This window comes from Mycoavidus sp. SF9855, from assembly GCF_024582735.1.
Classification (GTDB): Bacteria; Pseudomonadota; Gammaproteobacteria; order Burkholderiales; family Burkholderiaceae; genus Mycoavidus.
Genome location: NZ_CP102085.1, coordinates 1,316,199 through 1,330,392, shown reverse-complemented (window position 1 = coordinate 1,330,392; position 14,194 = coordinate 1,316,199). Strand labels below are relative to the sequence as shown.

Below are 14,194 nucleotides of genomic sequence, written 5' to 3'. Positions count from 1 at the left end.
TTTTCAATCTGAGAGATACCAAATGTCCTACACCCCAAGCTCATCTTAAATACAGGAGAGACACATGAGCGCATTAGTCGAAAAACAGGCCTTCGATCTCACCCCGAGATCGCTAGATGAAGTGATGAAATTTGCCGAGTTGATGGCGAGCTCCTCGATTGTGCCAAAGGAATTTATCGGCAAGCCCGGTAATATTCTAGTGGCGATTCAATGGGGCATGGAGCTTGGCTTAAAGCCGATGCAGGCGATGCAGAACATTGCCGTTATTAACGGTAGGCCGTCGCTATGGGGTGATGCCGTCATTGCACTCGTGCGAGCCTCTCCACTGTGTGAATACGTCAATGAATCACTCGACAATGGAATGGCTGTGTGCCGAGTTAAGCGGGTGGGCGAAGCTGAGCAAATGCGGACTTTTTCGAAAGCGGATGCAGATCGGGCGGGACTGAGCAGCAAGCCAGGGCCCTGGTTACAGTATCCCAATCGAATGATGCAGATGCGAGCACGTGCTTTTGCGCTGCGGGACGTATTTCCTGACGTACTAAGAGGAATGCCGATTGCGGAAGAAATGATGGATAGTCCCGTTGAAAAGGGGGGCGCATCGCGCTATGTCTCTCCAGCAGAGATTGTCTCTAATACTGCCTTACTCCACCAACGCACTGAACAGCACGTTCACCTAATTGAAAGATTGGAAGAAGTTGCTCGCACAGGTGGCTACGAAGCATTGGCCTCTTGCTGGTCGGGTAAGTTGGCACTGGCGGGCGGTGAAACGCTGACGCTTGAAGACCGCAAAGCAATTGGCACGCAAGAATTAGAACGGCTCAAACAAATCGCTAAGGGGAATGCACCTCTGACCCTCCCCGAAGGGGACAGCCATGAGTAACTTGATTGAACAGCGTAGTGACGCATGGCGGCTTGCCCGTGCAGGTAAATTGACCGCCTCTCGCTTTAGAGACGTGATGGCCGTCAAGCGCGATGGTAAACCGACGGCCGCGCGTGATAAATATATGAGAGAAATGGTATTTGAGCGTTTGGCAGGGGTGCCGCGGCATGAGATCAACGGGCCGTCTCTCAAATGGGGAACCGAAGCGGAATCTTTTGCCCGTGAGGCTTATGAGCTTGAAACGGGTTATCTGGTTGAGGCGTCGGAGTTTGTTGTGCACCCGGACTATCCATTTATTGGATGCTCCCCGGATGGTTTGATCGGACAGGAGGGCGGCTACGAAAGCAAATGCCCGATGGATGAGGCCGTGCATATTCACACTTGGCTCAATGGTATGCCTGATGAGCATATGCCGCAAATTCAAGGCTGTATGTGGGTGACCGGGCGCTCATGGTGGACCTTTGTTTCATACGATCCGCGTTTGAACGAGCGCTTGCGCCTTTTTTATCAGCGCATCGAGCGTGATGATGCCTATATCCAAACCAAGTTACTGCCTGCTTTGCTTCAATTTGAAACAGAAGTCGAACAGATGCGACTGTGTTTAGAAAAGAGAGCGCAAGTTGGTGAGAGCATGACCCAAAAGGAGGCAGCGTGAGCGCTCTTCATACTTTTTTTGTCTACACCCACCCCCAAATTTTACGACTGAATTAAATAAGGAACGCTATGTATCGCTTAAATACTACCGCTGCTCGGCTTGTTGACCAGAACAGCGCACGCATCACCCAGCCTGGAGAATATATTGGTGTATTCACGTGTGCTGAGGCGGTCAAGAGCTCCCTAAAAAGCACGCAGGGCATTAAATTGATGTTTGAGACAGAGGCCAAACAGAAAGAGCATTTTTCACTTTGGACACTGAGTGCGGAGGGTAAAGAACTCTATGGCCACCGGCAACTCAATGCGCTGATGGTGTGTTTGGGTATTGACCATATTCAACCGACGCCAGACTTTATTAAAACATGGGACAACGTCGATAAGCCTACTCAAGTATTTAAAGGCTTAATGAATAAAAAAATCGGCGTGCTGTTGGACACTGAGGCGTATGGAAAGCAAGATGGTCAAATCAGGATTAAGGTTGTGCCAGTCGGATTTTTTAATCCTGACAGCCGATTAATTGCTTCGGAAATACTGGATGGTAACGCACAGCCGCAACGACTGGCCGAGCTCGTTGAAACGCTCAAGCACCGTCCATTTAAAAGATCAAATCCTCCGTCTTCAAGCAATGAACCCTATGTTGCGCCCCATATTGAGTTTAGCGACATGGACGACGATATTCCATTCTAAAGCTGTCATCTCTATTCCCTGACCATTTGGAGGTCAACGATGCAAAACTTGACTGATTACGCCAAGCGCTGTCAAAGCTGGCTTAAAGCGCTACAAAATCGTGTGAGCTGGCAGAAGAAGATTAGCTTGCGCATCGGCATTGTTCCATTGCCGGTAGTTGGCCTGATTATGGGGTGTATGACTGCCTTTCTGACATTTGGCACGATGCCTGGGGAAATTTCAGTCATGTTGGCTATCTTGGCCGTACTGGGATTTAGCTGTGCTGAATTGGGTCGGCGCCTACCTGGCCTAAAACAAATCGGCGGACCTGTCATCGTCACCATCCTACTGCCTTCATGCCTGGTGCATTACCAGCTCATACCTGTTGCTTTAGTGCGTTCAATAGAGAGCTTTTGGCATACGACGAATATCCTATACCTCTTTACCGTCGCGGTGATTGTTGGCGGCATCCTGAGTATGGATCGACAGGTCCTGATCAAAGGGTTCGTTAAGCTTTTTATTCCGCTGGCTGCCGGTTCTGTCGCCGCGGCAATGATTGGCACACTCACAGGCATGGCGCTGGGGTTGGATGCGCGTCACACATTCTTTTATATCGTGGTGCCGATTATGGCAGGTGGGCTAGGGGAGGGGGCGATTCCGCTTACGCTGGATTATGCGGCAATTCTGAACGTCTCACAACCTGAGCTTTTTGCCCAGGTGACGCCGCCTATCGTGCTGGGTAATCTTTGCGCGATTGTCTGCGCCACTGTGCTACACAGATTGGGCAAGCGTTTCCCCAAATACAGTGCAGGCCAATGCTTATCAGCGAACCGTTTAATACGCAAACAAGCGCATTTGACGCCTACCACAATGGAGTCTTTAGCAACGGCGGGCATGGTGGCCTTGAGCCTTTATATGGTGGGAATATTGGTGAATCAATTCACCGGCTGGCCTGCGCCGATTGTGATGCTGGGCCTAGCCATACTGGTTAAATTGACCTGCGCTATTTCGCCCAAATTAGAAGACGGCGCTGACTTAATGCACCACTTCTTTACTAAAGCAGCGGCGTATCCGATTCTTTTTGGGATGGGATTAACCCTGACGCCATGGCAAGCCTTGGTTACAGCCTTAACGCCGGTTTATTTGATCACCATCTTTGTGACGGTGCTAACCCTGGCGCTAACCGGCCTTATTGTAGGTCGTTGGGCCGGACTAAATCCGATTGAAAGCGCAATCATCAATGTTTGCCATAGCGGGATGGGCAGCGTCGGGGATATGGCGATTCTAACCTCAGCCCATCGGATGCACCTGATGCCATTCGCACAGCTTGCAACGCGTATTGGCGGGGCACTCACGATCGTGATTGCTCTGATGATGTTTAGTCAATAGCAACCTTAACTCAACTGGAGAAAGTAATGATAAAGCAATATAGATATGCCCTACTAGACGAAGGTATGACATTCGAAGATGCCTACTCGTTTGATTCAAATTTTGATGAGAATGAAGCTCAATCTGTAGCCCTTGATGCATCCGTGGATTATTACGCTGAGCGGGAGGGTTGGAGGAAAGCTGATTGGCCGCTATATATTGAGGTATTCAAAGAGGATAAATCAAGTCTTGGGGTTTTTAATGTGGAACGCGACCGTGAGCTTCACCACTGATTTTTTTGGAAAAATAAAACATCGATGAAAAACAGCCATGATGAATAGGAAAACAGAGATGAATCAATATAGATATGCGGTGCTGGACTACGACGAACAATTTGAAAATGGACGTTGTTTTGAATCGATGCTGGATGAAGATGAGGTTGAAGGTTTGGCCAAAGCAGCGGCGGAGTATTTTGATTCGGAGTGTTTTTGGGGCGCGGATAGCGAAGAGGGTGAACTTCTTATTGAGGTGTTTAAAGGGGATGGATTAAGCCTAGGAGTCTTTGAGGTTCATAAAGAACTGATCGCTAGTTTTAGTATTTATCCAAAAAATAAAAGCATAGATTCAACGAACCCGGCTGTAAGTTCAGAGGTGCTGGCAACGAAGACCAATTAATGAATGGAGAAAATAGATGAAAGCTTATAAATATATTGTGGATGAATGTGATCCTTTCGAATATGCGAGTTGTTTTAATTCAGATTGGGAATGGAATGAATCTATGTCTATTCAAATATTCAAAGAGGATGGAACAAGCCTTGGAGTATTTAATGTGGGATACGATTTAGAACCTCAATTTTGGGTGTGGGCAGAAGGACCTGCTCAACGCTCCAACCCATGCTGAGGAGTGTAAATGGAAACGAGTGAGGTTTTTTTGACAGAAGCGCAGGTGGATGAGCTGACAGGGATCAGGCGAGGCAAGACGCTGGAAGCAGGGACAGCGTATGCGCGCAAGGCGAGCAAATACGAAAGGCAGGAAGCATATTTAAAAGAGCAGGGCATCGTATTTTTTATGAATGTGCGAGGTCGGCCGATCGTAGCGCGTGCAGCGGTAGAGGGCCGGTCAGAAGAAGTGAAAGCGAAAAGTTGGCAACCGAAGTTAGCGATTCAGGTTAAAGATGAGCCAAACCGCGTCTAATTTACCACCGCGGATGCGGGCGAGGGTACAGCGTAGCGGCCAGACATATTATTACTACGATACGGGCCACTCCTCGAGGCAAGAGATCGCGCTAGGCGCAGATTACTTAGAGGCACTACAAAAGTGGACGGAGCTGGATACGCAAAACCAGTTGGATGATCGAGTAAAGGTGACGTTTCGTCATGCGGCGCAACGATATAGACAGGAAGTGATCCCAACGAAGGCACCTCGCACGCAGAAAGACAATCTGGCGGAGTTAGTTAAATTGCTGGAATTTTTTGATAATCCACCGGCATTACTGGAAGAGGTCAGGCCGATCCATATACGTCAATTTTTAGATTGGCGAGTGAAAGAAACAGTAAAGAAACTTAAAGAGGCTGGTCAAGCCGTGAAGGGTACAGAAGGGCAGATAAGAGCCAATCGAGAGAAGTCGTTATTCTCGCATATCTGGAACAAGGCAAGGGAATGGGGGTATACGGATCAGCCGAATCCGTGTTTAGGGATCAAGGGCTATCGAGAAGACGGGCGCAGTGTGTATATCGAAGACAGTGAATATGGAGCGATTTATGCGAAAGCTCGACAACCGCTGTGCGATGCGATGGATTTGGCGTATCTAACAGGTCAGCGACCGTCAGATGTTTTAAAGATGACAGAGCAGGATATAAAAGAAGGGTGCCTGCTGGTACAGCAAAACAAGACAAAGACGAAACTGAGGATAGCGATCACAGGTGATCTGGAAAAGACTCTGGATCGAATATTAAAGAGAAAAGCCGAGCACAACACAGGCCATTTTGATTTGATTGTGAATGAGTTAGGGGAGCGAGTTGCGTTAAAAACTCTGCAAGCGATGTTTGCGCGAGCACGGAGTGCTGCGGGCTTATGCGCAGGGGATTATCAGTTTCGAGATTTAAGAGCGAAAGCGGGGACAGATAAAGCAGAGTTATCGGGGGATATACGCCTGGCGCAAAAGCAGTTGGGGCATACGAGCATCAAGATGACTGAGCACTATGTGCGGAATCGTCGAGGTGAGAAGGTAGAGCCTACGAAATAAATGAGTGACGATGGTGACCCTAAGCATGGCTGTTTGGGTCACCTCTCTTAAAGAAAACTCGGAGAGTGAACGAATGCGCTGAACTCTGTGTTGACATCACCGACAACTTGAAACAAGAGAAAATATTTTAGTCCATAAATAATTTTTAAAAATCAAATATAAATCAATAGGTTAAGTTAATGTTGGACGAAATGAATGATGAACAAAAAGATTTAGCCCAAGTCGTTCGCTTTGCTCTCGCGGAGCAATTGAATTTGTTTTTGCGGTCAAAGCAATCTTGCACTGCAACGATATTGCGCAAAGCGTTGACTCCTACGACTGCGAAACCTATCCGTGGATGCTGAGTCACGCTTATTGCTCCTGAAGGTTTTTAAAGACTTCATCGATTGTGACTCTCCATTTTTGTCGGCGGACTTGGAAGGGTCGCTATAACAACGAATACAAATAGCATTTTGTTTGGCAGTATGCAGGCCATCAAGAAAATCATCTCCAGTCTCGACTCAGCCCAAACATTTTCCTCTTGTATTTATCGTTGCGATAAACCCGCCCACGAAACAGACGAAATAACGCATTCCGAAGCAAAAAACCGGCGCAGGGCGTGTTGTGATGGGGCCAAACAAGGAATTAGAAGAGGGGATGCGAAGCAAAAACCGGCGCAAAAGCGAAGGTTTGAAACGGGAAAGCCTTATAGAATCAGGGGTCTGGCGGAAAGGGAGGGATTTGAACCCTCGATACGGGAGACCCGTATACCGGATTTCGAGTCCGGCGCATTCGACCACTCTGCCACCTTTCCTAGATTTTCTGCTGTCGCAGCGAACAGCGACGAGGGCAGATTCTATCAGAACGATGGGGTTACTGTCTTAATTTATTGTTTTTTAGTTTTAATTTTCTTGGTTGGCATTCAGTTGTGGCTGCAGCGTGAGCGTGTCAAACATATCTTTTGCTTGATCCCGTATTTGCGTTTGCATTTGTATAAACAAATTCTTCGATTGTTCGAGATAGCCGGTCATCATGGTTTGCATTAAAGGCGCTTGCATATTGATAAATTGTGACCACATATCAGCAGAGATGTTGCTATCGTAAATATCTTTCAATTGTTCGGTGAAGGTGTTTTGAATATCGATGAAAGCTTGCAGATTTTTTTGTAGATAGTTGCCGACCATTTCCTGCATAGGGTGGCCGTAAAAGCGGATGATTTGCAATAGCATTTCATGAGAAAAAATAGGCGCGCCAATGCTTTCTTCCTCGAAGCTGATTTGCAGCAAGATGCTGCGCGTCAGGTTTTCGCTTGTTTTGGCATCTATTACCCTAAATGTCTGCTCGTCTAGCACCAGCTGTTTTACATCGGCTAGCGTAATGTACGTACTCGTTTGCGTGTCGTAGAGTCGGCGATTCGGGTATTTTTTTATTAAGCGCAGATTTGTTTCGTTGGTCATTTTTGCTCTGGTTGGCTTACTGTCCTATAGTATTCACTAAATTACGCGGATACGCCACTCATCTTCGATTTAGTGCTCAAGCCAGATCATTGCCGCTTGACGTCCTGTTAAAGTTTGTCGTCGATATGAATAGAAGTGCATAGGGTCGGAAACAGTGCACCAGGCGCCACCGCTGATGCGTCGAATGCCAGCGCGGATCAGTCGTAGACGTGCCAAGGAGAATAAATTGGCCCAATATTTTCCTGGCGTATTTAGGTGAGGGCGGAAGGCGGCGGCAGTGGTAGCGCTTTCAGCTGCTGTGGCCGCTGCTAAAAATGCAGCGCGTACGTCGTCACCCACTTCAAAGGCGTGCGGGCCAATTGCCGGCCCAAGAAATGCATATAACTCTTGGCTTGAGCTTGTCAGGGCAGTAACTTCAGCGGCGGTGTGTTCTAGCACACCAGCTACGAGGCCGCGCCAGCCGGCGTGAGCGGCCCCCACTGCGCGACCTGCGCCATCGCAGATGAGTACTGGCAGGCAGTCAGCGCTCATGATGGTACAGGCAATGCCGGTTTGCGCTGTGACACTGGCATCTGCGCGTGGTGGGTGAAGTGCCTCTAGCGCAGTTTCTGCGCGCACTACGTTGGTTTGATGAACCTGCTCAAGCCAGGCGATACGGGTGTCGGTAAGGGTGGCTAGACGTTGACGGTTGGCGGCAACGCACTCTGTTTGATCCTCTGTATGCAGGCCCAGGTTAAGGCCTCCCGTAGATTCAATCCCATTCCGCCATTGTCCATAGGGTGGGGGACTCACGCCACCGATACGGGTTGTAAAGAGTATGCGCACTCGTGATGAGACCGGCCAATTAGGCGTGAGGCAATTGGCTAGTGATAATGGAGAGTATGCCGTTATGTCTGGCTTCATGTCAGTGGGTGTTGTGGGTCGTTATGCTCGACACCCTCAGCTTCAATGGTATCGCTTATCACCGTCGGCGCTAGGCCTAATGCCTCTGCCAGCAGAGAGATGTCAGCGGGCGCAGGCGTGCGCCATGCGCAGGTGAAGCCGGTTACTGGGTGTTCTAATTTGAGTTGCCAGGCGTGGAGTGCTTGCCGTGCAAAGTCAGCGGCACGGGTGGTGGCTAGGAGTTGCATATAGGGGGCGGTTTTACAGTACAGCGGGTCGCCGATGAGCGGATGGCCAATATGGGCCAAATGCACACGAATCTGGTGGGTGCGCCCGGTTTCGAGATCGCACTGTATGACAGCGAGGGATTGGCCCGCTAGAGTGCCGGTTGCAATCCGTCGATAATGGGTGCGTGCGGGTTTACCCACGGTACCCGCTACCACGGCCATTTTGATGCGATTGCGCGGGTCGCGGCCAAGCGGAGCATTAATCGTGCCATGGGCATTGGGTGTGCCCCAAACGAAGGCAAGATAACGGCGTTTGACGGTACGCGCTTGTAGCTGACGGACCAGGTGAGTTTGTGCCGTCAGCGTGCGTGCAATCACCATTAAGCCAGACGTATCTTTGTCGAGGCGATGAACAATACCAGCGCGGGGCAGGCCGGCGGCGGTTTTGCCATAGCGGTGCAACAGTCCGTTGAGCACGGTGCCATGCCAGTTACCTGTGGCCGGATGGACCACCAGCCCGGCGGGTTTATTAATCACCAGCAGTGCTGCATCTTCGTAAATTATTTCAAGCGGCACGGGCTCAGCTGTAAACGCAGTTTCCTCAGGCAATGGCTCGGGGGCGATCACGATCGATGCGGCCAGTGGCGCGGCTTGACGGATGCGGGCAGGCTGGCCGTTGACTTGTACACGCCCGGTTTCTATCCAGCTTTGCAAGCGGTTGCGTGAATAACTCGGAAACAGGCGAGCGAGTGCTTTGTCCAGGCGTTGGCCTGCCAATTCGGCCGGAATCTGGGCCATTAGTTGAGGAAGCTCGTCTGCTGATGCACCCTCAGTGGGTTCTGCACACAGCGCGAGAGCATCATCATCGAGTATATCTGCGTCAAATCCGGCGGCAGAGTCGAGGCTTGGGCTATAATCTTCTACGAGAAAACGAGTCATTGAGATTGAAAAGGCAAATGCAAGTGCTGAATAAATTTAAAATAGTGGTTCTTTTAGGAAGTATCGCGGCCATTCTGACAGGCTGTAGCGGTTTACCTGAAAAGATTGATGAAACAACAACCTGGTCTAATGGAAAATTATACTCGGAGGCCCAGGAAATGCTAACCGGCGGTGACTGGGCTCGTTGCGCGAAATATTTTGAAGCGCTAGAAGGCCGAGATCCGTTTGGCGAGTATGTGCAGCAAGCTCAAATCAATGTTGCTTATTGCAACTGGAAAGATAACGAAACGGCCGCTGCTTTGCAGGCCGTTAATCGTTTTATTCAATTGCATCCGAATCATCCTAACATTGCGTACGCTTATTATCTAAAGGGCGTCATCAATTTTAATGACGAGCTTGGTTTATTCGGCCGCCTGAGCCGACAAGACATCAGTGAGCGTGATCCAAAGGCGATGCGTGATTCATACAGCGCCTTCAAAATAGTGGTTGCGAGCTATCCACAAAGCCCGTATGCGCAGGATGCCGCGCAACGGCTGCGCTATATTGTCAATGCCCTGGCGGCCCACGAAGTGCATACTGCTGATTACTATTATCGGCGGGGTGCTTATATTGCGGCGGTGAATCGCGCGCAAGCAGCGCTTAAGCAATACGAAAACGCGCCGGCTACCGAAGATGCACTGCATATTATGGTGCTTTCCTATCGCGCGCTTGGCCAAACGAAACTGGCTAACGATGCTGAGCGTGTCTTGCAGGCCTCTTTCCCGGCGAGCCGCTATCTGCGGGATAGCGGTAGCAAGTTGAAGATTAAATCGTGACGCGTATGGATTGACTAGCGGTTGTCCGTCGCCGCTAGCGCCTCTTTAAGCGTACTGAATGCTCTCAATGCCCGCTGCGCTGGCTAATAAGCATAAGTTTGCGTGGCGTTTGGCAAAGAGTCCCACGGTCACGACCCCCGGCCAGCTGTTAATCTCCGCTTCGAGGGTCAGTGGGTCAGTGATATTTAAGTGCTGAACATCAATAATTTGATTGCCATTATCCGTCAGATAAGGCGTGCTATTTGAGGTGGTGCGTAATACCGGCATGCCACCTAATGCGAGGAGCTTGCGGCTTAGTGCGCTGCGTGCGATGGGCATAACTTCAACCGGCAGTGCGAAGTGGCCTAATGTATCGACGCGTTTAGAGTCATCTGCAATGCAGATAAATGTCTCGGCTACCATCGCAATAATTTTCTCGCGCGTTAGCGCACCGCCACCGCCTTTAATCATATGCCCATGATGATTGATCTCGTCAGCACCATCGATATACACCGGTAAGGTTTCGATCTGATTGAGTTCGAATACTTCAATCCCATGCATTTGAAGCCGCGAGGTGCTTGCATTTGAGCTCGACACAGCCCCCCGATAGCGGCTGCCAAACACTTTGCGCTCAGCCAGAACGTCAATAAAATAGTTGGCGGTTGAGCCGGTGCCGATACCGATCACGGCCCCTTCTGGTGCGTGGGCGAGGACATAATCGGCCGCCGCTTGGCTAACGAGAAATTTTAAGGTGTCCTGGGACATTGAGGTAGATCAAAAAAGAGAATTAAAATGATTCAACGGGAGCTGAGTTGGCCATGGTTTTTTTAGCGCTTGGGTACCGAGTTCACCATGATCCGTTGCCGCCGCGCCTCGAATAAGGCAATCCCGCTGGCTACCGATACATTTAGGCTTTCAACTGTGCCGGCCATTGGAATGTGCATCACTTCATCGCAGGTTTCGCGGGTTAAGCGGCGCATGCCTTCGCTTTCTGCGCCCATGACCAGCGCCAGCGGACCGGTAAGTTTGGTTTCATATAGGCTGGCGGGAGCATCATCCGCGGTGCCGGTCACCCAAATATTGGCGTCTTTTAATTCGCGTAAGGCGCGTGCTAGGTTGGTGACCGTAATATAAGGGGTTATATCAGCTGCGCCGCTGGCTACTTTGGCGGCAGTTGCATTGAGTCCCACCGCCCGATCACGAGGGGCGATTACCGCCTGTGCGCCAGCTGCATTCGCCACGCGCAAGCAGGCGCCAAGATTATGCGGATCAGTGACGCCGTCAAGCACCAATAAGAGCGCTGAACCGCTAATGCCATCGAGTAACTCGGCCAGATTCTGGGCCAGGTAGACTTCCGTGACGCGCGCGACTACGCCTTGGTGGCGGTCAGTGCCGGCGAGTCCTTGCAATCTACCTTCGTCAGCTGCAATCAGCCGCACGCCGGTGGCGGTATTTAAAAAATCCTGCATCCGCCGGTCGCGGCGGTTTGGATCATATAAGATTTCAGTGATAGTGGATGCGTCATGCCGCAGCCGTGCCGTGATTGCGTGAAAACCGTAAAGAAGTTTGAGATGAGCCATGCTGTAGAAGAGAAATCAAGTTTTTTTGCGCGGGCGTTTTGAGCTAGCCTGGGTGCTGCCGCGGGGTGCACGTCGAGGTGTTTCAGCGGGTTCTTTTTTTGCCGGCTGGGTTACTTTTGCTTTAGGTTTTTTCTCGGCTTTGGCAGGGACTGTTTTGGTGATTTGGCCTGCTGGCAGCTTGCGAAAAGTTTTAACTGGCTGATCCTGCACCAGAATAAAATCAATTTTACGTGTGTCAAGATCAACTCGACCTACCTGTACGCATACGCGATCGGCCAGCCGGTAGCGAGTGCCGCTGCGCTCGCCGCGTAATTCGTTTTTGATTTCGTCATATTGAAAATAATCTGAGCCAAGTTCGGTCACATGCACTAGACCTTCAACAAACAGCGTATCGAGTTGCACAAAGATGCCAAATGAAGTTACTGCGCTGACCATGCCACCATATTCTGCGCCGAGTTTATCGCGCATAAAATAACATTTAAGCCAGGCTTCAACATCGCGCGAGGCTTCATCTGCGCGTCGTTCATTGGCTGAACAGTGCAGGCCAAGCGACTCCCAAATCGCTTCGTTGCCTTGGCGTGGCGGTTTCGGTGCGGTATTGGCTTCGTTTTGTAAAGCGCGGGCACGGTTGCTCAGTGCAGTATTGAGCTGCAGACCCGGCAACAGGGCGGGTTGATAGCGCTTGCCGCTTAGCACAGCTCGGATGGCGCGATGTGTAAGTAAATCGGGGTAACGTCTAATCGGGCTAGTAAAGTGGGCATATGCTTCATAGGCTAAGCCGAAATGACCAATATTGTCTGGGCTATAGACGGCTTGTTGCATTGAGCGTAGCAGCATCGTTTGCAGCATTTGCGCATCTGGCCGCAGACGTATTTGTGCCATTAGTGCAGCATATTCGCTGGCATGGGGTTTATCGCCGCCTGCCAGCGAGAGCCCAAAGCCACGCAAAAAGCTCCGTAGATTGGCGAGCTTTTCTTCGGTCGGACTGTCATGGATGCGGTATAGCCCTGGGTGTTTATGGCGCTTTAAGAAATCAGCCGCGCAGACATTAGCGGCTAGCATGCACTCTTCAATTAATTTGTGTGCTTCATTGCGCGTGCGGGGAACAATTTGCTCGATTTTGCCAAGCGCATTGCACACAATATAGGTTTCGACCGTATCAAAATCAATTGCTCCGCGCTGATGACGCGCGTTTGCCAGCAGTTGATAGGCGCTATACAGATGTTGTAAATGCGGCAGCAAGGCGGCGTGGTTTTTGGCTTCTAGGCTGTCGGTGTTGCTTAAGATGGCGGCGACTTCAGTATACGTTAAGCGCGCTGCTGAATGAATCACGGCAGGATAGAATTGATACGCATGGAGCTCGCCCTGAGCGCTGATCACTAGGTCGCACACAAGGGTGCAACGATCTACGTCTGGGTTAAGAGAGCACAGCCCATTCGATAATTTTTCCGGCAACATTGGAATCACCCGGCGCGGAAAGTAAACCGAGGTGCTGCGCTCCAGCGCATCGATGTCAAGCGCATCGTTTGGCTTGACATAATGGGAGACATCCGCAATCGCGACCAGCAGCCGAAAACCATTGCCGCGGCCGACTTTGATCGGCTCGCAATAGACCGCATCGTCAAAGTCGCGCGCATCTTCACCGTCGATGGTGACGAGTGGCAGATCGCGTAGATCGACGCGATCGTGCAGATCGGTTGGGCGTATTTTTTCGGGTAACCTCTTAGCTTGAGCGAGTGCCGCCTCGCTAAATTGATGGGGGACCCCGTGTTTGCGTACGGCGATTTCAATTTCCATGCCAGGATCATCGATCTCACCGAGGATTTCGACAACTTTCCCCAAGGGCGCGGCATGACGGCTTGGAAATTCGATCAGCTCAACGCTTACCACCTGACCGGCTTTAGCCTGACCATGGGCCTGCGGCGCAATCACAATATCGTGGCCAATGCGCTTATCTTCTGGCACCAGCACCAGGGTGCCATTTTCGTTCAGCAAGCGGCCAGTGACATGCGTATTGGCGCGCTTGGTGACTTCAACAATATGCCCTTCAGGCCGTCCACGGCGGTCATAGCCAACCATGCGCGCGAGCACACGGTCATTGTGCATGACCTTTTGCATTTCAGCATTGCATAGAAAGAGATCGGCTTGCGCATCGTCACGAATTAAAAAACCATAGCCATCGCGGTGACCTTGGATGCGGCCGGCCACAAAAGTCGAGGAGGAAGCCAGTTGAAAATAGCCCTCTTGGCTGGCTTCAATTTGCTGGTCACGCTCCATGGCGGTTAGCCGTTTCAGCAACCCTTCCTCCTCTAAGGGTTTGACTGAGAGGGCTTGAGCAATATCATGGACAGTGAGTGGAGCAGTGGTTGCTCGCAACACACCAAGAATGTCTTCGCGACTTGGAATGGGATAAGGGAATTTATTCAAGGGCAGTTTAATGTTTTTTGTTATGTGGGTAGGTTTTTCTTGCATGAGAGCTGCAACAGCGAAAGAAGCAAATAAATCCAATGCTGCTAACTAGA

General features: G+C 50.5%; 16 protein-coding genes and 1 tRNA gene. 10 read left to right on the top strand and 7 right to left on the bottom strand.

From position 1 onward, the window contains the following. Positions 1-64 precede the first annotated feature (64 nt). From NQD60_RS05035 to NQD60_RS04995, 9 genes are all read left to right on the top strand, one after another. A complete protein-coding gene (locus tag NQD60_RS05035; RefSeq protein WP_257099897.1) occupies positions 65-880 on the top strand; it encodes a hypothetical protein in 816 nt (271 codons plus the stop codon). Next, positions 873-1,535, top strand: a complete 663-nt coding sequence (locus NQD60_RS05030; protein WP_257099896.1) for a lambda exonuclease family protein — start codon at positions 873-875, stop codon at positions 1,533-1,535. The genes NQD60_RS05035 and NQD60_RS05030 overlap by 8 nt, the downstream gene beginning before the upstream one ends. A 68-nt stretch (positions 1,536-1,603) precedes the next feature. Further along, positions 1,604-2,221: a hypothetical protein gene (locus NQD60_RS05025; RefSeq protein ID WP_257099895.1), complete on the top strand. Its 618-nt coding sequence runs from the start codon at positions 1,604-1,606 to the stop codon at positions 2,219-2,221. A gap of 39 nt (positions 2,222-2,260) precedes the next feature. Then, entirely contained in the window at positions 2,261-3,589 is a 1,329-nt protein-coding gene (locus NQD60_RS05020) for a 2-hydroxycarboxylate transporter family protein (RefSeq protein WP_257099894.1), read from the top strand. Positions 3,590-3,615: 26 nt separating this feature from the next. Continuing rightward, the gene (locus tag NQD60_RS05015; RefSeq protein WP_257099893.1) at positions 3,616-3,861 is read left to right on the top strand and encodes a hypothetical protein; all 246 of its coding nucleotides are present in this window, start codon (positions 3,616-3,618) and stop codon (positions 3,859-3,861) included. A 58-nt stretch (positions 3,862-3,919) separates the two neighbouring features. Further along, on the top strand, positions 3,920-4,243 hold the full coding sequence (locus NQD60_RS05010) for a hypothetical protein (RefSeq protein WP_257099892.1): 324 nt from the start codon (positions 3,920-3,922) through the stop codon (positions 4,241-4,243). A 16-nt stretch (positions 4,244-4,259) separates the two neighbouring features. Then, positions 4,260-4,469, top strand: coding sequence for a hypothetical protein (locus NQD60_RS05005; protein ID WP_257099891.1), 210 nt, complete (start codon positions 4,260-4,262; stop codon positions 4,467-4,469). 9 nt (positions 4,470-4,478) lie between these two features. Next, the gene (locus tag NQD60_RS05000) at positions 4,479-4,763 is read left to right on the top strand and encodes a DUF4224 domain-containing protein (RefSeq protein ID WP_257099890.1); all 285 of its coding nucleotides are present in this window, start codon (positions 4,479-4,481) and stop codon (positions 4,761-4,763) included. Further along, on the top strand, positions 4,744-5,814 hold the full coding sequence (locus tag NQD60_RS04995; RefSeq protein ID WP_257099889.1) for a tyrosine-type recombinase/integrase: 1,071 nt from the start codon (positions 4,744-4,746) through the stop codon (positions 5,812-5,814). Before NQD60_RS05000 ends, NQD60_RS04995 begins: the two co-directional genes overlap by 20 nt. 702 nt (positions 5,815-6,516) lie before the next feature. On the opposite strand, the gene NQD60_RS04990 is transcribed toward NQD60_RS04995, so the two are convergent. The 4 genes from NQD60_RS04990 to NQD60_RS04975 all read right to left on the bottom strand — a co-directional run bounded on the left by NQD60_RS04990 (position 6,517) and on the right by NQD60_RS04975 (position 9,298). Next, positions 6,517-6,607 (bottom strand) — tRNA-Ser (locus tag NQD60_RS04990). An 88-nt stretch (positions 6,608-6,695) separates the two neighbouring features. Next, positions 6,696-7,250, bottom strand: coding sequence for a polyhydroxyalkanoate synthesis repressor PhaR (phaR, locus tag NQD60_RS04985; protein ID WP_257099888.1), 555 nt, complete (start codon positions 7,248-7,250; stop codon positions 6,696-6,698). A 69-nt stretch (positions 7,251-7,319) separates the two neighbouring features. Beyond that, positions 7,320-8,141 carry a peptidoglycan editing factor PgeF gene (gene pgeF, locus NQD60_RS04980; protein WP_257101271.1) on the bottom strand — a complete coding sequence of 274 codons (822 nt, stop codon included), beginning with the start codon at positions 8,139-8,141 and terminating at the stop codon, positions 7,320-7,322. An 8-nt stretch (positions 8,142-8,149) separates the two neighbouring features. After that, positions 8,150-9,298, bottom strand: coding sequence for an RluA family pseudouridine synthase (locus tag NQD60_RS04975; RefSeq protein WP_257099887.1), 1,149 nt, complete (start codon positions 9,296-9,298; stop codon positions 8,150-8,152). 17 nt (positions 9,299-9,315) lie between these two features. Here NQD60_RS04975 and NQD60_RS04970 point away from each other — a divergent pair, with 17 nt between their 5' ends. Then, complete coding sequence (locus NQD60_RS04970; RefSeq protein ID WP_257099886.1) at positions 9,316-10,113, top strand: outer membrane protein assembly factor BamD; 798 nt, start codon at positions 9,316-9,318, stop codon at positions 10,111-10,113. Positions 10,114-10,158: 45 nt separating this feature from the next. On the opposite strand, the gene rpiA is transcribed toward NQD60_RS04970, so the two are convergent. The 3 genes from rpiA to rnr form a co-directional block, all read right to left on the bottom strand. Continuing rightward, positions 10,159-10,857 (bottom strand): ribose-5-phosphate isomerase RpiA, encoded by a 699-nt coding sequence (gene rpiA / locus NQD60_RS04965; RefSeq protein WP_257099885.1) that lies wholly within the window; start codon positions 10,855-10,857, stop codon positions 10,159-10,161. A 62-nt stretch (positions 10,858-10,919) separates the two neighbouring features. Then, positions 10,920-11,672, bottom strand: a complete 753-nt coding sequence (gene rlmB / locus NQD60_RS04960; RefSeq protein WP_223691202.1) for a 23S rRNA (guanosine(2251)-2'-O)-methyltransferase RlmB — start codon at positions 11,670-11,672, stop codon at positions 10,920-10,922. Between the two features lie 15 nt (positions 11,673-11,687). Continuing rightward, positions 11,688-14,099, bottom strand: a complete 2,412-nt coding sequence (rnr, locus tag NQD60_RS04955) for a ribonuclease R (protein ID WP_257099884.1) — start codon at positions 14,097-14,099, stop codon at positions 11,688-11,690. Positions 14,100-14,194 lie beyond the last annotated feature (95 nt).